Annotated in this window: 18 protein-coding genes; 13 read left to right on the top strand and 5 right to left on the bottom strand. The window is 63.9% G+C overall.

Translation table 11 applies throughout. The annotated features are described in order from the left end of the window. Positions 1-231: 231 nt before the first annotated feature. From tsaB to QZ634_RS04150, 6 genes are all read left to right on the top strand, one after another. Positions 232-918 (top strand): tRNA (adenosine(37)-N6)-threonylcarbamoyltransferase complex dimerization subunit type 1 TsaB, encoded by a 687-nt coding sequence (gene tsaB / locus QZ634_RS04125; RefSeq protein ID WP_291985822.1) that lies wholly within the window; start codon positions 232-234, stop codon positions 916-918. Beyond that, positions 915-1391, top strand: coding sequence for a ribosomal protein S18-alanine N-acetyltransferase (rimI, locus tag QZ634_RS04130; protein WP_291985824.1), 477 nt, complete (start codon positions 915-917; stop codon positions 1389-1391). The genes tsaB and rimI overlap by 4 nt, the downstream gene beginning before the upstream one ends. After that, entirely contained in the window at positions 1388-2260 is an 873-nt protein-coding gene (locus tag QZ634_RS04135; protein WP_291985826.1) for a uracil-DNA glycosylase, read from the top strand. The genes rimI and QZ634_RS04135 overlap by 4 nt, the downstream gene beginning before the upstream one ends. Positions 2261-2433: 173 nt before the next feature. Continuing rightward, complete coding sequence (locus QZ634_RS04140; RefSeq protein ID WP_291988000.1) at positions 2434-3063, top strand: LemA family protein; 630 nt, start codon at positions 2434-2436, stop codon at positions 3061-3063. 13 nt (positions 3064-3076) lie between these two features. Next, on the top strand, positions 3077-3958 hold the full coding sequence (locus QZ634_RS04145; protein ID WP_291985828.1) for a YgcG family protein: 882 nt from the start codon (positions 3077-3079) through the stop codon (positions 3956-3958). Then, on the top strand, positions 3958-4455 hold the full coding sequence (locus tag QZ634_RS04150) for a TPM domain-containing protein (protein WP_291985830.1): 498 nt from the start codon (positions 3958-3960) through the stop codon (positions 4453-4455). Before QZ634_RS04145 ends, QZ634_RS04150 begins: the two co-directional genes overlap by 1 nt. On the opposite strand, the gene QZ634_RS04155 is transcribed toward QZ634_RS04150, so the two are convergent. Then, entirely contained in the window at positions 4452-4973 is a 522-nt protein-coding gene (locus tag QZ634_RS04155; RefSeq protein WP_291985831.1) for an Lrp/AsnC family transcriptional regulator, read from the bottom strand. The two genes, QZ634_RS04150 and QZ634_RS04155, sit on opposite strands and share 4 nt — an antisense overlap. Before the next feature lie 122 nt (positions 4974-5095). Here QZ634_RS04155 and ipdC point away from each other — a divergent pair, with 122 nt between their 5' ends. Next, positions 5096-6721, top strand: a complete 1626-nt coding sequence (gene ipdC / locus QZ634_RS04160) for an indolepyruvate/phenylpyruvate decarboxylase (RefSeq protein WP_291985833.1) — start codon at positions 5096-5098, stop codon at positions 6719-6721. A gap of 60 nt (positions 6722-6781) precedes the next feature. On the opposite strand, the gene lplT is transcribed toward ipdC, so the two are convergent. Next, positions 6782-8044 carry a lysophospholipid transporter LplT gene (gene lplT, locus QZ634_RS04165; RefSeq protein WP_291985835.1) on the bottom strand — a complete coding sequence of 421 codons (1263 nt, stop codon included), beginning with the start codon at positions 8042-8044 and terminating at the stop codon, positions 6782-6784. Positions 8045-8211: 167 nt separating this feature from the next. On the opposite strand from lplT, the gene QZ634_RS04170 reads away from it, so the two are divergent. The 5 genes from QZ634_RS04170 (at position 8212) to QZ634_RS04190 (ending at position 14217) form a co-directional block, all read left to right on the top strand. Then, positions 8212-9114, top strand: a complete 903-nt coding sequence (locus QZ634_RS04170) for a LysR family transcriptional regulator (protein WP_291985837.1) — start codon at positions 8212-8214, stop codon at positions 9112-9114. Then, positions 9114-10226 carry an alanine racemase gene (gene alr / locus QZ634_RS04175; protein ID WP_291985839.1) on the top strand — a complete coding sequence of 371 codons (1113 nt, stop codon included), beginning with the start codon at positions 9114-9116 and terminating at the stop codon, positions 10224-10226. Before QZ634_RS04170 ends, alr begins: the two co-directional genes overlap by 1 nt. Before the next feature lie 2 nt (positions 10227-10228). Next, positions 10229-11608 carry a DNA repair protein RadA gene (gene radA, locus QZ634_RS04180; protein ID WP_291985841.1) on the top strand — a complete coding sequence of 460 codons (1380 nt, stop codon included), beginning with the start codon at positions 10229-10231 and terminating at the stop codon, positions 11606-11608. 249 nt (positions 11609-11857) lie between these two features. Continuing rightward, on the top strand, positions 11858-12730 hold the full coding sequence (locus QZ634_RS04185) for a DUF3365 domain-containing protein (RefSeq protein WP_291985843.1): 873 nt from the start codon (positions 11858-11860) through the stop codon (positions 12728-12730). A gap of 98 nt (positions 12731-12828) precedes the next feature. Continuing rightward, a complete protein-coding gene (locus QZ634_RS04190) occupies positions 12829-14217 on the top strand; it encodes a serine/threonine-protein kinase (RefSeq protein WP_291985845.1) in 1389 nt (462 codons plus the stop codon). A gap of 423 nt (positions 14218-14640) precedes the next feature. On the opposite strand, the gene ettA is transcribed toward QZ634_RS04190, so the two are convergent. Together ettA and QZ634_RS04200 are read right to left on the bottom strand one after the other, a co-directional pair. After that, positions 14641-16305 carry an energy-dependent translational throttle protein EttA gene (gene ettA, locus QZ634_RS04195; protein WP_291985847.1) on the bottom strand — a complete coding sequence of 555 codons (1665 nt, stop codon included), beginning with the start codon at positions 16303-16305 and terminating at the stop codon, positions 14641-14643. A gap of 196 nt (positions 16306-16501) precedes the next feature. Beyond that, the gene (locus QZ634_RS04200) at positions 16502-17281 is read right to left on the bottom strand and encodes a ferredoxin--NADP reductase (protein ID WP_291867555.1); all 780 of its coding nucleotides are present in this window, start codon (positions 17279-17281) and stop codon (positions 16502-16504) included. Between the two features lie 100 nt (positions 17282-17381). Here QZ634_RS04200 and QZ634_RS04205 point away from each other — a divergent pair, with 100 nt between their 5' ends. Continuing rightward, positions 17382-18308 carry a LysR family transcriptional regulator gene (locus QZ634_RS04205; RefSeq protein ID WP_291901229.1) on the top strand — a complete coding sequence of 309 codons (927 nt, stop codon included), beginning with the start codon at positions 17382-17384 and terminating at the stop codon, positions 18306-18308. 773 nt (positions 18309-19081) lie between these two features. Here QZ634_RS04205 and QZ634_RS04210 read toward each other — a convergent pair. Continuing rightward, positions 19082-20377: an ISL3 family transposase gene (locus QZ634_RS04210; protein WP_291985253.1), complete on the bottom strand. Its 1296-nt coding sequence runs from the start codon at positions 20375-20377 to the stop codon at positions 19082-19084. Positions 20378-20494 lie beyond the last annotated feature (117 nt).

Consider the following 20494-nt stretch of genomic DNA (forward strand, 5'->3'; position numbering starts at 1 on the left):
GAAGACCCTGGCATTGTATCGGCAAAGGGCTCGGGCGGCCAAACCGGCGGTCATCGCTAGCCGCCTGGGACGGGTCGTGGCGGCGTATGCGCCGCCTGAAAGTCGCCGCTGTGGGGAGGAAAATGGGCGCCGGCGGTGTCCCTGGCCGGGCTTGCGCCCGGCGCGCTGTTCGCCTTTCCGCCACTTCCGCTGGGCGCGACGCAGGCGACGCCGGCGCCCAGGACGGGTAAAATGCAGCGCATGAATCTGCTTGCCATCGAGACTTCGACCGAGCTTGGCAGCATCGCCCTGTGGCGCGAGGGCGAGCTGCTGCGGCGTGCCTGCCCGATCGGCGTTGCCCATTCCGAGACGCTGCTGCCGCTGATTCGGGCGACGCTGGGCGACGCGGGGCTACGCTTTGCCGACTTGAACGCCATTGCCTTCGCGGCCGGTCCGGGCTCGTTTACCGGTTTGCGGGTTGCCTGCGGCGTCGCGCAGGGACTGGCGTTTGCCCATGACCTGCCGGTTATCCCGGTCGGCACGCTCGAGGCAATGGCGCTGAGTGGTGCCGGGCAACGGGTCATCGTCGCGCTCGACGCGCGCATGGGCGAGGTCTATTACGCTTTCTACGTCGGTGGCGTCGCCCTGGCGGCGGTCGCCGTCGGCGACCCTGCAGCGCTGCCGCTTCCCGAGTCCACCGGTTGGCTGGCGTGTGGCAATGGCCTCAAGGCGTATCCGGCCTTGCGTGAGCGCCTGTCGGCTTGCGTGTACGAGTGGCAGCCGGAATTGATGCCCGACGCGGGCTGCGTGGCACGCCTGGCCGCTGTACGGCTGGCGCATGGCGAGACGGTCGACGCTGCCGACGCGGCGCCGCTGTACGTGCGCAATAAAGTGGCGCAGACGGTTGCCGAACGGCTGGCCAACGGCGGCAAGGCGTGAACGCCGTGCTCTCGGCACAGGTCGAGATACTGCCGCTCGGTCATGGCGATGTCGACGAAATGCTGGCCGTCGAGAAGGGCGTTTATGCGTTTCCCTGGACGCGTGGCAACTTCGTCGATTCGATTGTTGCCGGCTACAGCGTCTGGGGCTGCCGCGTCGCTGGCGACCTCGTCGGCTATTTCGTGGTGATGCTGGCGCTCGATGAGGCGCACCTGCTCAACCTGAGCGTCAGTGAGAAGCGTCAGGGAATGGGTTTTGGTGCCCGCCTGCTGCGTCACGCGATGCAGTCGGCGCGGCGGGCCGGAGCAGTGGTGCTGTTGCTCGAAGTGCGTCCGTCGAACACGCGGGCGCTGGCGCTCTACGAGCATTTCGGTTTTCAGCAGATCGGCGTGCGCCGCGACTACTACGCGGCCGCGCTCGGGCGCGAGGACGCACTGGTGCTGCAACACGTACTGGAAGAGGTTTCGGCATGAGTGGTGGACATTCCCGCGGCACGGGCTTGACGCGCTGGCAGCTGCTGAACGAGATGGGCCTGCCTTCGCAGTGGCGCCTGCGTGAGCAGGCGGCGGTGCGGCGAGGAGGCATGGCAGCGTTCGCCGGGCCGCCAGCCGCGACGACGCCCGCGGCAAGCGAAAGAATGGCGGCCGTTCCTGTGGTAGACGCGGCGGCCGACGCTCCCTCGCCACCGGCAGTCAGCCGCAGGGCAGGGCAGCCGGCCGACGACCGGGAGCAGCAGATCGCGCGCCTGGACTGGGATGCGTTGCACCACAGTGTCGCCGGGTGTCGTGCCTGCGCGCTCTGCCAGGAGCGCCGGCAAGCCGTACTGGGTGTTGGCGACACCGCTGCCGACTGGTTGTTCATCGGCGAGGGACCGGGGGCCGAGGAGGATCTTCGTGGCGAGCCCTTTGTCGGACCAGCCGGCAAGCTTCTCGATGCCATGCTTGCGGCGATCGACCTGCAGCGCGGCGAGAACGTGTACATTGCCAACGCCGTGAAATGCCGCCCGCCAGGCAATCGTACGCCCGAGGCCGCCGAAATGGCGATCTGTGCGCCGTATCTGCGGCGCCAGATCTCACTCATCCAGCCCCGCCTGATCGTTCTGCTCGGCCGGGCCGCGGCGCATGCCGTTCTCGGCGACGTCGGTTCGCTTGCCAGTCTGCGCGGCCAGACCTTCGAGTATCGGGAAGCGGACGGCAGTGCAGCCGGGATTCCGGTCATCGTCAGCTACCATCCGGCCTATCTTCTGCGCACCCTGCAGGACAAGGCCAAGGCCTGGGAGGATCTGTGCCGGGCGCGAACGCTGCTGCACACCGCCACGACGTCGGCTGCGCTGCCGGCCTGATGCTCATGAACTGTCGCGACACCCCGCCGATGATCGATCTCTTGCCCGTTCGTCCCGTGCCCTTGCTGAGCGCCTTCCGGCGAGCACGCCGGAATCGTTCGACGGGCGGCGAGCATGTTCCCTGCAATCCCCGCCGCATTCGTCAGGCTGTCTATCCCATGAAGGAAATCATCATGCGCATCGGTTTTTTGTCCCTCGTCGTCGTGCTTGCCAGCCTGCTCTCGGGCTGCGGCTACAACACTTTCCAGACCGCTGACGAGGCGGTCAAGTCGGCGTGGTCGGAAGTGATCAATCAGTACCAGCGGCGAGCCGACCTGGTTCCCAATCTGGTCAGTACGGTGCAGGGATACGCCAGTCACGAGAGGGAGGTGCTCACCCAGGTGACGCAGGCGCGCGCGCAGGTTGGCGGCATCCAGGCAACGCCGGAACTGGTCAATGATCCGGCCGCCTTTGCCCGCTTCCAGCAGGCACAGGCTGGCTTGTCCAGCGCCCTGTCACGGCTGCTGGTGGTCGCCGAGAATTATCCGCAACTGAAAGCAGACGGCGCCTTTCGGGATCTGCAAGCGCAGCTCGAAGGAACTGAGAATCGGATTACGGTGGCCCGCAACCGCTACATCAAGGCGGTCGAAGCGTACAACGTTTCGGTGCGGACCTTTCCGAATAATCTGACGGCGATGATTCTTGGCTACGCGGTCAAGCCAAACTTCACGGTCGACAACGAGAAAGCGATCTCGACGGCACCGAAGGTGGACTTTTCCGCGCCGCCGGGGGCGGGCAAAGCTGCGCCGGCAGGCGCAAACTAGGGCGCTGCAAGCGATGTCCTGGCTGCCTATCCACCCGTTCGGCTGGCTGTTGAATCTGCTCGTCCTGTTCTTCGCCGCTTTTCCGGCTGGCGCCGAGCAGGCGATACCGGGGCTGGCGGCGCGGGTGAACGACCTGACCGGTACGCTGACCAGCGAGCAGAGGGAGGCGCTCGACGCCAAGCTGGCGACTCTCGAGCGCGAGACGGGGGCGCAGGTCGCGGTCCTGATCGTCGCCAGCGTTCAACCGGAAGGCGTCGAACAGTACGCGCTGCGTGTCGTCGAGGCGTGGAAGCTGGGTCGCCAGGGAATCGACGACGGCGCGCTGCTGCTGATCGCCAAGGATGACCGGCGCCTGCGTATCGAAGTGGGCTATGGGCTCGAGGGTGCCCTCAACGATGCCACCGCCAAACGGATCATCAGCGAGACGATCACGCCGCGCTTCAGGGAAGGCGACTTTTACGGCGGCGTCGACGCCGGCGTCGAGGCGATGCTCAAGGTGATCGCCGGCGAGCCGTTGCCGGCTCCCGCGGCGCAGAGCAGCGCAGCGGCCGACGTCGACGACCGTTTCGAGCAGCTCCTCTTTGCCGGCTTCATTCTGGTGTTTGTCGTTGGCGGTGTGCTGCGCGCCATTCTCGGGCGTTTTCTGGCCGCCGGCCTGGTCGCTCTTGCTGCCAGCGTAATCACTTCCTTCCTGTTCTCGTCTTTACTGGTCGCGGCAATCATCGGCGCCGTCGCTTTCGTCGTTTCGCTGGTAGTGGGTATTGCCGGTGGTCGGAGCGGACTTCCGGGCGGTGTTTCGTGGGGTGGTGGCAGTGGTGGTCGGGGTGGTCGCGGTGGTGGCTTCTCGGGTGGGGGTGGCGGTTTTGGTGGCGGCGGCGCTTCGGGAGGCTGGTAATGGAATTGACAAGACTGCTGCGGCACTTGGTTTTTCCCGACTGGTGGGTGCGGCGCGTGTTTTCGCGCCCACTGCTGCAGCGGCTGGAGAGCGCTATCGCCCGTTCGGAGGCCGCCCATCTGGGTGAGTTGCGGCTGGTCGTCGAAGGCAATCTGGCGCTGCCCGACCTGTGGCGCGGGCAAACGCCCCGGATGCGGGCGATCGATCTTTTTTCGCAGCTCAGGGTGTGGGATACCGAGCACGACAGCGGCGTTCTGATCTACCTGCAACTGATCGACCGACGGGTCGAAATCGTCGCCGACCGGGGCATCGACCGCCGCGTCGGTCGGCCCTTCTGGGATGCGGTCTGCCGTCGAATGGAAGACGCCTTTGCCGCCGGGGACTTCGAGAACGGCGTGCTGCTGGCGCTGCAGACGATCAGCGAAGCCCTGCGCGAGCACTTTCCCGCGTCGCCCGAAAACGCCAACGAACTGCCGAACGCGCCGCTGCTGCTCTAATTCTCGGCGTAGCGGACGCGTTGGCGAGGCTTGCTCGGCTGCGTCAGGTGACCGAGCGGCAGGACGTGCGTTTGTTTGATGGTCTGCAGGGCGATGCTGGTCTTGATGCGCGCGACACCGGGCAGACAGAGCAGGCTTTTCATCATCAGATCGGAGAACGAAGCCAGATCCGGAACGAGGATGCGCAGCATGTAGTCGGCATCACCACTGATCGAGTAGCAATCGACGACTTCAGGCATCGCCGCCACGGCGCTTTCGAAGGTTTCGCTGGCGTTGTCGCCATGGCTTTCCAGGATCACCTGGGCAAAGGCGGTGACGCCCAGGCCGAGCGCGGCGGGAGCCAGCAAGGCGACGTAGCCGGAGATGATGCCATCTTCTTCGAGTCGCTGGATACGGCGACTGATCTGCGACGCGGAGAGCTTGATCTGCTCGCCGAGGGTTGCATTGGTGGCGTTGCCTTTTCTCTGCAGGGCGTCGAGAAGTGCAAGATCGTAGCGATCGATGGTGATCTTTGACATTAACTGGCCAATTCGCGCATGAAATGTGCGTAGTATAGGGATTGTCGGAGAAATGTCCAACACCTCTTGCGCGCTATTGCGATCATCGTCATCTTATTGTAACGACATCGGAGGCGGCGCTGATGAACCTTACCGAATCCCTGCTCCTGGCCCTCAAGGCAAACGGCGCCCACCAGATCTTCGGCATCCCGGGCGATTTCGCGCTGCCCTTTTTCAAGATCATCGAGGAGTCGCAGATCCTGCCGCTGTACACGCTGTCGCACGAACCGGGCGTCGGTTTCGCCGCGGATGCAGCAGCGCGCATGCTCGGCGGGCTCGGTGTTGCTGCCGTGACCTACGGCGCCGGTGCGCTGAACATGGTCAACCCGGTGGCCGCCGCCTACGCCGAAAAATCGCCGCTGGTGGTCCTCTCCGGCGGGCCCGGAAAGAGCGAGTCGAAAGCCGGGCTGCTTTTGCACCATCAGGCCAAGACCCTCGACTCGCAGTTCCAGATTTTCCGCGAAATCACTTGTGACCAGGTACGACTCGATGACGCCGGGCGGGCGCCGAGCGACATCGCGCGCGTGCTCGCCACCTGCCGGCGCTACTCGCGGCCGGTCTATATCGAACTGCCGCGCGACATGGTCGCTGCGGCCTGTCGGCCGGTGCCGGCGATTCCCGCGGCCGGGGTTGACCCGGATGCGCTCGCTGCCTGTGTCGAGGAAATTCGTGCGCGCCTGCAGCGCGCGAGCAGGCCGGCGCTGATGGTGGGCGTCGAGGTGCGCCGCTTCGGACTGGAAGCGCGCGTCGCCGAACTGGCGCGCCGCCTCGATCTGCCGGTGGTCACCAGCTTCATGGGCCGCGGCCTTCTCGCAGATGCCGATGTGCCACTGCTCGGAACTTACATGGGGGTCGCCGGGCTACCCGAGGTGACCGAGTTGGTCGAGACCTCTGATGGCCTGTTCCTGCTCGGGGTGATCGTCTGCGACACCAACTTCGGTGTTTCGGCGAGCAAGATCGATCTGCGCAAGACGATCCAGGCGCTCGATGAGCAGGTCACCATCGGCTACCACATCTACCCGCAGATACCGCTCACAGCGCTTGTCGATCGCCTGCTGGAGAGCGTTCCTGTCAGCAACTCAAGCCGCTCGGCGATGTCGCCGCGCAGCTTTCCACGCCACATGCCTGCCGATCAGGCGTCACTTACACCCACCGACATCGCCGCCGCGGTCAATGATCTGATGGCCGTGCACGGCAAGTTGCCGATTGCCTCGGACATCGGCGACTGCCTGTTTACGGCCATGGACATCGAACACACGGCACTGGTCGCCCCGGGCTACTACGCGACCATGGGTTTTGGGGTGCCGGCAGGCTTGGGCCTGCAGGCGGCGACCGGGCAACGGCCGCTGATCCTGGTCGGCGACGGTGCTTTCCAGATGACTGGCTGGGAACTCGGCAACTGCCAGCGCTATGGCTGGGATCCGATTGTGCTGCTGTTCAACAACGCCAGTTGGGAAATGCTGCGCACTTTCCAGCCGGAATCCCGCTTCAACGACCTGGGGCACTGGGGATTCGCCGAAATGGCGGCTGGCCTCGGCGGCGACGGGAAACGGGTGGGCAGCCGCGGCGAACTGAAGGCGGCGCTCGACAAGGCGGTAGCGACGCGTGGTCGTTTTCAGCTGATCGAGCTGACCATTCCGCGCGGCGTGCTGTCGGCGACGCTGGCGCGTTTCGTTGAAGGGGTCAAGAAGCTCAACGCGGCGAGGTAGACCGACTTTTGATTGACGCTGCGGGCACTGATACCCAAGTTCGGTGCGCGACAGCGTTCGTCAGTGCCCGCTGTCGTCGAGGTGAATCACGTCGTCGTGCTGCCGCTGGTTCGCCTCGTGGCGGAACTTGACGAGCAGCATCGTGCCACTGAGGAAGAGACCGAAGAGGGTGATCACCAGGTAGATCGATAGGTCGGCACGGACCATCAGGAAGTAGAGGCCGGTCATCGCCAGGATCGACAGGTTCTCGTTGAAGTTCTGCACCGCGATCGAATGACCGGCACCCATCAGAATGTGGCCGCGATGCTGCAGCAGGGCATTCATCGGTACCACAAAAAAGCCGGAAAGTGCGCCAATGAGGACCAGCAACGGGACGGCGATCCAGGTGTGCTGGACGAAGTTCATCGCCAGAACGATGATTCCCATGGCGATACCGAGCGGAATGACTCGCACCGACCGGCGCAGGGTGATCATGCGCGCGGCGCCGACGGCACCGAGTGCGACGCCGATCGCCACGACCCCCTGCAGCATGCTCGACTTCGAGAGGTCGAATTGCAGAGAGGTTTCGGCCCACTTGATGACGATAAACTGCAGTGTCGCACCAGCGCCCCAGAACAGCGTGGTCACGGCCAGTGAGATCTGGCCGAGGCGATCTCGCCAGAGGAGCATCAGGCAATGGTTGAATTCGCGCACCAGGTACCAGGGGTTCTTGTGCAGAACGCGATGATCGACGCCGGTATCGGGGACGTAAAGGTTGAACAGCGCGGCGACCACGTAGAAAAGGGCGACAAAACAGATGGCCATTTCGCCAACCGTATCGACACCTGTGTCCAGTAGCGGAAAGTCGAAGCTCAGCAGCCCACTGGCGACATCCGGCCGGATGAGCAGGCCGCCGACGACGACGCCGAGAATGATGGCGCCGATGGTCAAGCCTTCGATCCAGCCGTTGGCGACGACCAACAGCCGGTGCGGCAGGTACTCGGTCAGGATGCCGTACTTGGCCGGCGAGTAGGCGGCAGCGCCGAGGCCCACGACGGCGTAGGCGAGCAAGGGATGCACCTGCCAGAACATCATCGCGCAGCCGACGATCTTGATGCCGTTGCTGATGAACATCACCCGCCCCTTCGGCATCGAGTCGGCAAAGGCGCCGACGAAAGCAGCGAGGACGACGTAAGAGACCGTGAAAAAGGTCTTCAGCAGCGGCTCGTATTCACTTGGGGCTTGCATGTCGCGCAACAGCGAGATGGCGACGATGAGCAGGATATTGTCGGCCAGCGCGGAAAAAAACTGCGCGGCCATGATGATGTAGAAACCGAAGGGCATTTAGCGTTCTGAAAGGGCTATTCTTGATATGCTGGGCTTATACCATGAAAGGCAGCAACTTGTTAGCGCAGCGGGTGGCGGTGCGTCGCACGGCGCTCCCATGCTCTGGCCGGGAGGCCGGTTTTGTGATTGAATAGAAAAAATAAGTCGTAACCGGGAGAGGACTTATGGCAGATCGTCGCCTGCAGGTGTTTCACGCTGTGGCCAAGCACCTTTCTTTCACCAGGGCGGGTGAGGCGCTGCACATGACCCAGCCGGCCGTCACCTTTCAGATCAAGCAGCTGGAAGAGCGCTTCAATACCCGCCTCTTCGATCGCGGTGGGGGGCGCATCTCGCTGACCGCGGCCGGCGAACTGGTGCTCGACTATGCCGATCGCATCCTCGCGTTGTCTGCCGAGCTCGATATCCGCGTCGCCGAAATGACCGGGCAGATGAGTGGCAGCCTGCTGGTCGGGGCGAGCACGACGATTGCCGAGTTCATGCTGCCGCCGATTCTTGGCGAATTCAATGTCCGTTATCCGCAGGTGCGGGTCCGCCTGACGGTTGGCAACTCGGACGTGATCAGCAACGCCATCGCCGCACATACGCTCGATATTGGCCTGATTGAATCGCCGGTGAGTCTGCCCAGTCTGCAATGCGAGGGCTGCGGCGATGACGAACTGCAAGTCGTGTGCACGCCCAGCCACCCGCTGGCCCGCTATCGCGAAGTCGAGGCGCGCAGCCTGCTGCCGCACGACTTCGTCGCCCGTGAGCCAGGTTCGAGCACGCGCGAAGTCACCGACGTCTATTTGCGCGCCTGCGGCGTCGAGCCCGAACAGCTCAAGACGATCATGGAGCTTTCGAGTCCGGAAGCGCTGAAGGGTGTGGTGGCGACCGGCCTCGGCTTTTCGATTGTCTCCCGGGCAAGTTTCGACAAGGAGCGGCAGTTGGGCACGCTGGTTGCCGTTCCCCTGCGTCCGGCGCTGACCCGGACCCTGTCGCTGGTCTATCCGAAGGAGCGCTTCCGCTCGCAGGTGGTCCTCAGTTTCGTCGAGTTCGCCAGGAACAAGCTCAAGGAGCTGTCTGCCTGATGCCGCGGCCGATCGGGGCGCGCATCGACCTCGCGGCGCTGCGTCACAACTACCTCGTGGCCAGGGAATACGCCCGGCGCCGGGACAGGGAGGCGAGGGCCTGGGCGGTGGTCAAGGCCAACGCCTATGGTCATGGTCTGCTGCGCGCTGCGGCGGCGCTCGGCGACGTTGCCGACGGTTTCGCCCTGCTCGATCTCGACGAGGCGATAGCCCTTCGCCAGGCGGGCATCCGGCAGCCGATTCTCCTCCTCGAAGGTTTCTTCGAGGCCGCCGACCTGGCGGCCTGCGCGGCACATGATCTGAGCATCGTCGTGCACAGCGTCGAGCAACTGCAAATGCTGCGGCGGGCGGCGCAGCCTGCTCCACGCAGGCTACTGCCCATTTATCTGAAGCTCAACAGCGGAATGAATCGCCTGGGGATCAGCGCTGCGCAGCTGCCGGCCGTCAGACGCGAAATCGAAGCCCTGCCGGCACTAGGTCCGCTCACCCTGATGACCCACTTCGCCGAAGCCGACGGCAGCGGCGGCGAGTCCTGCATCGCCTGGCAGCTGGAGCGTTTCAGGGCGATGACCGCGAACTGGCCCGCCGCCGCAACTTTCCCGCTCTCCCTGGCCAATTCGGCGGCGATCCTGCGTTATCCGCAGACCGCGCACGACTGGGTACGACCCGGGATCATGCTCTACGGCGGCAGTCCGTTTGCCGACCAGGATGCGGTGAGCTTTGGCCTCAAACCGGTGATGACGCTGCACAGCCGCCTCCTGACAATACAGGAGATCGGCGTCGGTGAACGCGTCGGTTACGGAGGCACCTTTGTCGCGCAGCGGCCGACCCGCGTCGGCATCGTCGCCTGTGGCTACGCCGACGGCTACCCGCGGCATGCGCCGGGCGGCACGCCAATCGTCGTCGGCGGGCAACGGACAAAGACACTGGGGCGGGTGTCGATGGACATGCTGGCCTGCGACCTCACCGAACTGCCCGACGCCGGGTTGAACAGTCCGGTCGTCCTGTGGGGCGATGGGCTGCCGGCCGACGAGGTGGCCAGTGCCGCCGGGACCATCAGCTACGAGCTGTTCTGCGCTCTCGCCCGGCGCGTGCCGGTGCTTGAAGTCTGATCGTGGCCAGGGCAGCGGGCTCTCGAAAGACGGTCTTTTCATGTACCGAATGTGGTGCCAGCGCCGCCAAGTGGCAAGGGCAGTGCCCCGGCTGTGGCGTCTGGAACACCCTCGTCGAGACGATTGCCGAAGCCGCCGCTAGCGGCCAGCAGAGCCGTTTTGCGGCGCTCGGCGGCACGGCAGGACTGCAGACGCTCTCCGCTATCGAGGCGCGCGAGGAAGATCGCTTGCCGACCGGGATCAGCGAATTTGATCGAGCTCTGGGGGGCGGGCTGGTTGCCGGTGGAGTGGTGCTGATCGGTGGAGACCCGGGAATCGGCAAGAGCACGCTGCTGCTGCAGGCGCTTTCCGGGCTGGCTCCGGCGCGCAATGTGCTCTACGTCAGCGGCGAGGAGTCGGGTCAGCAGATTGCCATGCGCGCCCGGCGACTGTCGCTGGAGACCGGCGAGCTCCGCCTGCTCGCCGAAATCAATCTGGAAAAAATCCTCGCCACCCTGCAGACGGCCAGGCCGCAGGTGGCGGTGATCGATTCGATCCAGACCCTGTGGTCGGAGCAGCTGAACTCGGCACCTGGCTCGGTTGCGCAGGTACGCGAATGCGCTGCGCAGCTTACCCGCCTGGCCAAGCAGACCGGAATCACGGTGATCCTGGTCGGTCACGTGACCAAGGAGGGGGCTCTGGCCGGGCCACGGGTCCTCGAACACATGGTCGACACGGTGCTCTATTTCGAGGGCGATACGCACTCCAGCTTCCGCCTGATTCGCGCCGTCAAGAACCGCTATGGCGCGGTCAACGAGATTGGTGTTTTCGCGATGACCGACCGCGGGCTGAAGGGGGTCAGCAATCCTTCGGCAATCTTTCTGTCGCCGCACGGCAACGATGTACCGGGTTCCTGCGTGCTGGTCACCCAGGAAGGCACCCGGCCGCTGCTGGTCGAGATCCAGGCGCTGGTCGATCAGGCGCACGGAAATCCGCGGCGGCTGACGGTCGGGCTCGACGCGCAGCGCCTGGCGATGCTGCTGGCCGTCCTGCACCGCCACGCGGGCATCGTCTGCTTCGATCAGGACGTTTTCGTGAATGCCGTCGGCGGGGTCAAGATCGGCGAGCCTGCGGGCGATATGGCGGTCTTGTTAGCGATCGTATCATCGCTTAAAAACAGGGCGTTACCGGAGAAACTTATTGTATTCGGTGAAGTTGGATTGGCCGGTGAAATACGCCCGGCGCCGCGCGGCCAGGAACGCCTGCGCGAAGCGGCCAAGCTCGGTTTCACGCGCGCCATGATTCCCGAAGCCAACGAGCCCAGGCAGCCCATAGCCGGCCTCGAAGTGATCGCCGTGCGGCGGGTCGAGGAGGCTGTGCAGCGTTTGCGCGAGTTGGAATGAGGGGCGAGCGAGCTTGGCCGGAGCATCGCCTCACGCTACCCGGTTGAACAAGGGCATGGGGTCAAGGCCATGGAGCGGAACGATTCTCCTTGCCTTTTTCCCCCTCTAGCTTGTACCTTGCAGCACGGGCCCGGACCCGCTGTCCGCCATGGCAGGGGAGTATGGTTTGGGCACGGGAAACGGGGCCTGCCCCGATTCCCGCTGCCGGGGCTGAAGTTACTCGGCTCGTTTTTGGAAGGGGAAGCGATCATGGGTCTGCGACTGAAATTCAACCTGGTGCTGTTGCTGGTCTTTGGCGCGGGCATGGCCGTGTCGGCCTACGTCTCGCACCGACTGCTGGACGAGAACGCCAAGCAGGAAACGCTGCGCAACGCCGGCCTGATGATGGAGTCGGCACTGTCGGTGCGCGGCTACACGGTGGCGCAGGTCAAACCTCTGCTCGAGGCGCAACTGGCGACGACTTTTCTGCCGCAGACGGTACCGGCGTATGCGGCCACCGAGATTTTCAACAAGCTGCACAGCAAGTACCCGGACTTCAGCTACAAGGAGGCGACGCTCAATCCCACCAACCCGCGCGACCGTGCGGTCGACTGGGAGAGCGACATCATCCAGAAATTCCGTGGCGATGAAAGTGCCACCGAGCTCATTGGCGAGCGCGAGACGCCCACCGGGCGCATGCTCTACATCGCGCGGCCGATCACCATCAAGGATCCGGCGTGTCTGGCCTGCCACAGCGTGCCCTCGGCTGCGCCGGCGTCGATGATCAAGATCTACGGCGGCAACAACGGTTTCGGCTGGAAGCACATGGAAACCGTCGGCGCGCAGGTCGTCTCGGTACCGATGTCGGTGCCGCTGGCCAACGCTCAACGCACCTTCACGACGTTCATGGTGTCACTCGGCGGCGTCTTCCTCGCCACTTTCGTGGTCCTCAACCTGATGCTCTCGCTGCTCATCATCCAGCCGATTTCGCGCATGTCGGCGGCGGCCAACAAGGTATCGACGGGGGACTTCGATGTTCCCGAGTTCCCGGCCCGCGGTGGCGACGAAATCGACGTGCTGGCCAACTCGTTCAACCGCATGCGCCGCAGTCTGCAAAAAGCGATCAAGCTGATCGAATCCTGAGCGTTCGCAGCCAGGCGATGGAGCAAGCAAGCAGATGGGCGCTGTCGATTCGGCGCCGCCGATTCATTTGTCGTCCCTGAATGTGGAGTAGCCAGGCCATGACCATCCCGGAACGCATCGGCAAGTATGAAATCCGTCGCGAGCTCGGCAAGGGCGCGATGGGCACGGTTTACGAGGGTTTCGACCCGGTCATCGAGCGCCCGGTGGCCATCAAGACGATTCTTGCCGAGTACCTCGCCAACGTCGAAGCGGATTCGGCGGTGACCCGCTTCAAGCGTGAGGCGCAGGCTGGCGGGAAACTGCAGCATCCAGGCATCGTCGGTGTTTACGAGTTCGGTGAGGACGAGACGATGGCTTTCATCGTCATGGAGTACGTGCAGGGGAAGGAGCTGCGCAAGCTGATGCGCGAGCGCGGGCGTTTCGAGTTGATCGACGTCTTCGAGGTGATGAAGCAGTTGCTCGCCGCGCTCGACTATTCGCACAAGAGCGGCGTCGTGCACCGCGACATCAAGCCCGCCAACCTGATGGTACTCAGCGGCATGAAGATCAAGATCATGGACTTCGGTGTGGCCCGGATCGAGAGTTCTTCGCTGACCCGGGTCGGCTCGGTGGTCGGGACGCCGACGCACATTTCCCCCGAGCAACTGCTTGGCCTTCCGGCCGATGGCCGCTGCGACCTCTGGGCGGCCGGCGTGATTCTCTACGAACTGCTCACCGGTCGCGGGCCGTTTGTCGCCGAAACGCCAGTCGCCGTGATCCATAATGTGATGCGGGTCGAACCGGCGCCACCCTCGTCGATCGTCCCGGAGCTGCCGGCGGCCTTCGACGCCGTGATCGCACGCGCCCTGGCGAAGAAGCCTGACGAGCGCTATCAGAACGCGCGCGACTTCGCGGCTGCCCTGGTGAGCGCCTTTCTGAAGAGCAAACCAGGGGCTGGAGAAGGGCAGGTGACCGAGCAATCCGCGCGCACCGTCGCTGCTGCGAGCCCGCCGCCGGCGCTGCAGATGACGCTGCCTCCGGAAACGCTGGCCGAGATCGAGTCGTCCCTGGTCAGGTCGATCGGTCCACTGGCCAAGCATCTGGTGCGCAAGAGTGCCTCGCATGCCAGGAGCGTCGAGGAGTTCAACGCCGAGCTGGCCGACAATGTTCCCGCGGGTAGCGAGCGCTCCGAATTTCTGAAGCGTATCGAGCGCCTGGAGAAAGCGCCGTCGGCGTCGATCCCGCCAGCGCCGGCGACGCGTCTCGAAAAAAGCGACCGTGCCGCCGACAGCGCCAAGGAAGCGGTGCAGACGGCCGCAGTGATCTTCGATGCCGTGACCCTCGCCGCCGCCGAGAAGCGCCTCGCGCAGTACGTCGGGCCGCTCGCCAGGGTGCTCATCAAGCGGGCGGCAAACGATTCCGGCGACCTCAGGGAGCTCTACCGAAAGCTCGCCGAGCATATCGACTCGGAGCCCGAGCGCAGCGAATTCCTCAAGGGGCTTGGCTAGCCCCACGGCGGGCAGACGCGCCCGGCTGTCCGGCCCACTCCACTGCCTTGCGCAATGTTTGACGCAGCATGGAACCCAAGAACTGCAGCGACGACGTGGTTTCAAGGGGCTGTCCGGCCTTGCTGCAAGTCTCGTCGGAAACGCCACGCCACAGCAACCCGCACGTCATTGCGAGGAGGCGTGGCCGACGTGGCAATCCAGAGGTTTTGTTTTTTACCTGGCTGATGTGGCGGACAAACAGACAGACAGACAATGGAACTGGATTGCCGCGTCGGCTACGCCTCCTCGCAATGACGGTGGCTGGGGAGGGGCGGCCCCGCATTTGGCGATGAAAGAAGCGCTATGGACCGGGCCAACTCCCGTCGTCACGCGGGTTTCACTCTGCTCTCGGGGTCGCCGAAAGCCTCATCACGATTGCCGCCACTAGCGCGTGATCGGCTTGTAGCGAATCCGTTTTGGCTTGGCCGCTTCCTCGCCGAGGCGGCGTACCTTGTCTGCCTCGTACTCGTGATAGTTGCCGCTGAAGAAGCTCCATTGCGACTCCCCTTCGCAGGCCAGAATGTGCGTGCAGATGCGGTCGAGGAACCAGCGGTCGTGCGAAATGACCAGCACGCTGCCTGCAAACTCCAGCAGCGCGTCTTCGAGGGCGCGCAGTGTTTCGACGTCGAGGTCGTTCGACGGCTCGTCGAGGAGCAGGACGTTACCGCCGGCGATCAGCGTCTTGGCCATGTGCAGGCGACCGCGCTCACCACCGGAAAGCTGGCCAACCCGTTTCTGCTGATCGGAACCCTTGAAATTGAAGCGGCCGATGTAGGCCCGCGCCGGCGTTTCGTACTTGCCCACGGTTAGGACGTCGGCACCGCCGGCGATCTCCTCGAAAACCGTTTTCTCGCCATCGAGGCAGTCGCGGCTCTGGTCGACGTAAGCCAGCTTGACCGTGTCGCCGATCTCGACTTCGCCGGAATCCGGTTTTTCGTTACCGATCAGCATCCGGAAGAGGGTCGACTTGCCGGCACCGTTGGGGCCGATGATGCCGACGATTGCGCCCGGAGGGACGCTGAAAGTGAGCTTGTCGATCAGCAGGCGGTCGCCAAAGGACTTGCTGACCTCCTTGAACTCGATCACCTTGTTGCCCAGCCGCTCGCCGACCGGGATGAAGATCTCCTGCGTTTCGTTGCGTTTCTGGTACTCGACACTGCTCAGCTCGTCAAAGCGTGACAGGCGCGCCTTGCTCTTCGCCTGCCGTGCTTTCGGGCTCTGGCGTACCCATTCCAGTTCCTGCTTCATCGTCCGGATGCGGCCGGCTTCCTGCTTGGCCTCGGTTTCCAGGCGCGCTTCCTTCTGCTCCAGCCAGCTCGAGTAATTGCCCTTCCAGGGAATTCCCTGGCCACGATCGAGTTCGAGAATCCACTCCGCGGCGTTATCGAGGAAGTAACGGTCGTGGGTGACGGCGACCACCGTACCCGGGAAGCGCACCAGGAATTGTTCCAGCCATTCGACCGACTCGGCGTCGAGGTGGTTGGTCGGTTCGTCGAGGAGCAGCATGGCGGGCTGCGAGAGGAGCAGCTTGCACAGCGCGACGCGGCGCTTTTCGCCACCGGAGAGCTGGCCGATCTGCGCCTCCCAGGGGGGCAGGCGCAGCGCATCAGCGGCCAGTTCGAGCTGGCTGGCGAGATCGGAGCCGGCAGTCGCCAGGATCGCTTCGAGGCGCGCCTGCTCCTCGGCGAGCTTGTCGAAGTCGGCGTCGGCTTCGGCGTAAGCCGCGTAGACCTCTTCCAGCATGGCCTGCGCCTGGAAAACCTCGCCCAGGCCGGACTCGACCTCCTGGCGGACGGTCGCCTCCGGGTCGAGTTCGGGCTCCTGCGCCAGATAGCCGATCTTGAGGTTGGGCATCGGCGTCGCTTCGCCGATGATGTCCTTGTCGAGACCGGCCATGATGCGCAGAACCGTCGACTTGCCCGAGCCGTTGAGCCCGAGCAGGCCGATCTTGGCGCCCGGGAAGAAGGAAAGGGAGATGTCTTTGATGATCTGGCGTTTGGGCGGGACGATCTTGCCCACGCGGTTCATCGTGAATACGTATTGAGCCATGGCCTTGCGTGTCGATCCAAAGGAGGAAAAGCGGTCGGCGGGCGGCCAACGCGTGGCGCCCGAAAAGCGCAAGTCTACCCGAGACTGGCGGCTCGTAGCCGGCGAGGTTTCACACGGCGGCGATTGAAAGGCAGCCCTTCAAAGCTGCCGCCGGTAACAGCCGGCGAAGCGAAGACGACGCTCTTGTCCGTCGCGCCTACTTTTCCACGAAAGCCCGTTCGATCACGTAGTCGCCCTGCGCGCCAATGTGCGGCGAAACCTCGAATCCCCGACTGTCGAGCAACTGGCAACAATCCTTGAGCATCGCCGGGCTACCGCAGAGCATGGCGCGATCGTGAGCGGGGTCCAAAGGCGGCAGGCCGATATCGGAAAACAGGCGGCCGCTGTTGACCAGCTCCGTGATACGGCCCTGATTGCGGAATGGCTCGCGGGTCACTGTCGGGTAGTAGATCAGCTGGTCACGCACCATGTCCGCGAAAAACTCGTGCTGCGGCAAATCCCTGCTGATGAAGTCGCTGTAGGCCAGGTCCCGCTGCCAGCGAACACCGTGGATGAGGACCACTTTCTCGAAGCGTTCGTAGGTCTCGGGGTCCTGGATCAGGCTGATGAACGGCGCCAGGCCGGTGCCGGTCGACAGCAGGTAGAGGTTCCTTCCCGGGCGCAGGTCGCGCAGCACCAGCGTGCCGGTCGGCTTGCGGCTGACGACGATCTCGTCGCCGACCGCCAGGTGCTGCAGCTTCGAGGTCAGCGGGCCGTTGGGCACCTTGATGCTCAGGAACTCGAGGTATTCGTCATGATTGGCGCTGGCGATGCTGTAGGCGCGGGTCAGCGGTCGCCGCTCTTCCTGCGCCAGGCCGATCATCACGAATTGACCGTTGATGAAGCGCAAGCCCGGGTCGCGCGTGGTGCGAAAACTGAACAAGGTGTCGTTCCAGTGATGGACCGAAAGGACTTGTTGGGCGGAAAAGGTGCTCATCGTTCTTGACCCCAGTGTGCGGTTGATGAAAGCCATGGTATTTGCGTATGTTATATTTGTAAAACAGATTTTCTCAATAAACTATATCTAACTTGTAGATATGCGATTCACTTTGCGGCAGATCGGGGTTTTTGTGGCCGTGGCTCGGCACGAGAGCGTTTCGCGCGCCGCCGAGGAGCTCTCGCTGTCGCAGTCAGCGACCAGTACGGCCCTCGGCGAACTCGAGCGCCAGTACGACACGCAGCTCTTCGACCGCTTCGGCAAGACCCTGCGCCTGAACGAGCTTGGCCAGGCCCTGCTGCCGCAAGCCGTCGAGCTGATCGAGCGTGCGGCGGCGATCGAGAGCGGGCTTGAAGGGCACGCCGGCTACGGAAAGCTGCAGATCGGAGCGACGCTGACCATCGGCAACTACCTGGCGACACTGATCGTCGCCGATTTCCTCACCCGTCATCCCGAGAGCAGCGTGCATCTGAAAGTGCACAACACGGCGACGATCGTCGACCAGGTGGCGCGCCATGAACTCGATCTCGGCCTGGTGGAAGGCAGTTGCCGGCACCCCGAGCTAATCGTCGAACCGTGGGTGGCCGACGAACTGGTCGTTTTCTGCGCTCCCGGTCATCCGCTGGCGAAACAAGCGTCGGCGACGCTGGCGGAACTCGCCGACGAGTCCTGGATCGTCCGCGAGCCCGGCTCGGGGACGCGTGAGACCCTTGATCAGGCGCTGCGCCATCAGCATTCGCCGCTCAAGGTTCGCCTCGAGCTCGAGCACACCGAAGCGATCAAGCGTGCCGTCGAATTCGGCCTCGGTATTGGCTGCATCTCGCGCCTGGCGCTGCGTGAGGCTTTCCGGCGCGGCAGCCTGGTGGCCATACAGACGCCCGAACTCGACCTGCAGCGGCATTTTCACTTCCTCTGGCACCGCCGCAAGTTCCAGACGGCAGGCATGCGCGAGTTCATCGGCCTGTGCCGGGCGATGACCGCTGGTGTCGAGCGGAGTGATCAGATCGAGTGGTCGTTCATTCCGTAGTCTCCTGCAGCCGTGTAAGCCACCTCGTTCCAGCTCTTGCGGCAACGCAAGCCGATCCACTCGTGGCGGGAAAACTAGGTGTAAAGTTTTCCGACACTCAGGCGCCTCCGCTGAAACGGCTGTTGGCGGTGGAAATGGCTGGGGCATCGTGCAGCCGCGCCGTCGAAACGCCGGCGTTTCGGCCAACCGGCGCTCGCAGAAGCGCCGTCCCCGCGTGTGCGGACATGCCGACCTTTCCCGGTGCTTTTCGTCCGTTGGCGTCGCCAAGCGCGAGACGTCCGGCCGGGCGTTTCCCGCCCTTGCACGCCGTGGTGCAGCGCTGCAGCGGCAGTGTTGCAAACCGAGGCGTCGGTCGCAAGCGAGTAAGGAGCTGTTGCGCAGCGGTTGCCGCAAGGCGACGCGATTGTAAAACCGGCGTGACGCTCTTGGACGACCAGGCCCGGTGCGCTCTAGCATCATCCTGCCTATGTTGCCTGAGGCCTTGGCAAGCGGGAACTTCCCGCGGACACCCTTGACGACGAGGCTATCCGTGGTGTCGGAAAATTTTACAGTTGCCTCAGATCGATCGTCCACGAAAACAGAACAATAATCATTAAATCCGAGCATTAAATAACTATGGCACGAATATTGCTCGCTGGTCTCGCCGAGGCCATGTGCCAGATTGGCCTTTGTCATTCTTGACCTCTATAAGGAGAGAACCCTCATGCGTGCTTTTCTGTCGTTTGCGCTTCTGCTTTCTGCTGCCGCGCCGGCCTTCGCCGAAGTTGTCGGGTTTAGGTCGTTTCGTGTGGAACGGGCAAGAATGGGGCGAAGGGCGAGGCGGGCAAATGAGTGAGCTTTCCAGCGATGAGGTAGGCCATGGCGATGAAGTTTTCGACGCGGCGATAGCCGCGTGCCCTTGCGCGCGCCTCCTGGAGCGCTCGATTCATCGCTTCGACACGGCCATTGTGTTTGCCGGGGTGAAAACCGTTGAGTACGCCAGGAAGGTGCTTGCTGATCGTCCGTCCGAGGCGCTTGAACGGTTCGAGTCGGCAGCGGCTGGCCCAACTGAGCCAGCGCTTGAGCAGGGGCTTGGCCTCGTCAGGTGTCGTGGCGGTGGCGTAGATGGAGCGCAGCGCCTGCTTGATCCGCCAGGCCCGTGCGGTCTTGAGGTTCGAGCGCTGCAACCAGTACATGGTGTCGGTTTGCTTGACGGTCCAGTCGGCGGGTTTCTTGTGCAGGCCCCAGCGGGTGCCTTTGAGTTCGGGCGCGGTCTTGACCTCGGCGCGTCGCACCTCGTCCAGCGCCGTGCTGCTCAGAGCGACCACGTGGAAGCGGTCGAAACAGACCTCGGCTGCTGGAAAGTGCTCGGCGGCGCCGGCCTGGAACGAGCCGCTCATGTCCATGCTGACATGGGTGATCGCGGTGGGCTGGCCACCATGCTCGGTAAGGTCGCTGGCGAACTTTCCGAGCGTGGCCTTGTCTCGGCCCGGCGTGGCAAACAGCAGACGCTGCGCGTCGAGGTCATAAAAAACAGAGATATACGTCTGGCCGCGTTTACTGGCGGTCTCATCGACGCCGATCGCGCGAACCCTGGCATGACTTTCCTGGGCGCGCGCCCGGCCCACATGATGATTGATCACGCGCCACAGTCTGCGACTGCGCACGCGCAGCAGTCGGCCAGCTGCCAAGACCGACATGGTCGGCGCCAGCATCAACGTCAAGGCCTCGAACAGCAGCGTGAAGCGGCTCCCTTCACGCGCCCAGGGAACAGGAATCTGCGTGACCTTGCCGCAACCGGCACAGGCCACTCGCGGCACCTCGGCATGCAGGTGGGCTTCGTACTGAAAGAAATCCATATGGCGCCAGGAACGCGCCAAGCGGTCATGCAGCGGCTGCGCCGCCGCACCGCAAGCCGGGCAAGCATGAATGGCTGCGCCAAATCGGACCTGGAAATCGATCCGTCCGGACTCTGGCTTGAAGATGACCTCAGCTACCTGCCAAGGAGCAACGAGACCCAGAGCCTGGGTGAACAGCGTTTCAATCATGAGGAACCGGTCGCGAGAGGAAAGACCGCCATTGTCCTCCATGCCGAGGGCGGCAGACTGCCTTCCTCGGCCCGGAGCAAGCGTAAGCAAGCGGGCAGCGATGTAAAGGGTTCGGCTGCGCCCGGACTGCGTCCGCCCTTGACATCACCGCTCCCTCAA

Source organism: Candidatus Accumulibacter sp. ACC007 (genome assembly GCF_907163205.1).
GTDB classification, from domain to species: Bacteria; Pseudomonadota; Gammaproteobacteria; order Burkholderiales; family Rhodocyclaceae; genus Accumulibacter; species Accumulibacter regalis.

Excerpts from the sequence above, each read along its gene's own strand:
- tsaB (WP_291985822.1), top strand. The coding sequence starts at position 232 with ATGCAGCGCATGAATCTGCTTGCCATCGAGACTTCGACCGAGCTTGGC.
- QZ634_RS04135 (WP_291985826.1), top strand. The coding sequence starts at position 1,388 with ATGAGTGGTGGACATTCCCGCGGCACGGGCTTGACGCGCTGGCAGCTG.
- QZ634_RS04140 (WP_291988000.1), top strand. The coding sequence starts at position 2,434 with ATGCGCATCGGTTTTTTGTCCCTCGTCGTCGTGCTTGCCAGCCTGCTC.
- QZ634_RS04145 (WP_291985828.1), top strand. The coding sequence starts at position 3,077 with ATGTCCTGGCTGCCTATCCACCCGTTCGGCTGGCTGTTGAATCTGCTC.
- QZ634_RS04150 (WP_291985830.1), top strand. The coding sequence starts at position 3,958 with ATGGAATTGACAAGACTGCTGCGGCACTTGGTTTTTCCCGACTGGTGG.
- QZ634_RS04155 (WP_291985831.1), bottom strand. The coding sequence starts at position 4,973 with ATGTCAAAGATCACCATCGATCGCTACGATCTTGCACTTCTCGACGCC.
- ipdC (WP_291985833.1), top strand. The coding sequence starts at position 5,096 with ATGAACCTTACCGAATCCCTGCTCCTGGCCCTCAAGGCAAACGGCGCC.
- lplT (WP_291985835.1), bottom strand. The coding sequence starts at position 8,044 with ATGCCCTTCGGTTTCTACATCATCATGGCCGCGCAGTTTTTTTCCGCG.
- QZ634_RS04170 (WP_291985837.1), top strand. The coding sequence starts at position 8,212 with ATGGCAGATCGTCGCCTGCAGGTGTTTCACGCTGTGGCCAAGCACCTT.
- alr (WP_291985839.1), top strand. The coding sequence starts at position 9,114 with ATGCCGCGGCCGATCGGGGCGCGCATCGACCTCGCGGCGCTGCGTCAC.
- QZ634_RS04185 (WP_291985843.1), top strand. The coding sequence starts at position 11,858 with ATGGGTCTGCGACTGAAATTCAACCTGGTGCTGTTGCTGGTCTTTGGC.
- QZ634_RS04190 (WP_291985845.1), top strand. The coding sequence starts at position 12,829 with ATGACCATCCCGGAACGCATCGGCAAGTATGAAATCCGTCGCGAGCTC.
- ettA (WP_291985847.1), bottom strand. The coding sequence starts at position 16,305 with ATGGCTCAATACGTATTCACGATGAACCGCGTGGGCAAGATCGTCCCG.
- QZ634_RS04200 (WP_291867555.1), bottom strand. The coding sequence starts at position 17,281 with ATGAGCACCTTTTCCGCCCAACAAGTCCTTTCGGTCCATCACTGGAAC.
- QZ634_RS04205 (WP_291901229.1), top strand. The coding sequence starts at position 17,382 with ATGCGATTCACTTTGCGGCAGATCGGGGTTTTTGTGGCCGTGGCTCGG.
- QZ634_RS04210 (WP_291985253.1), bottom strand. The coding sequence starts at position 20,377 with ATGGAGGACAATGGCGGTCTTTCCTCTCGCGACCGGTTCCTCATGATT.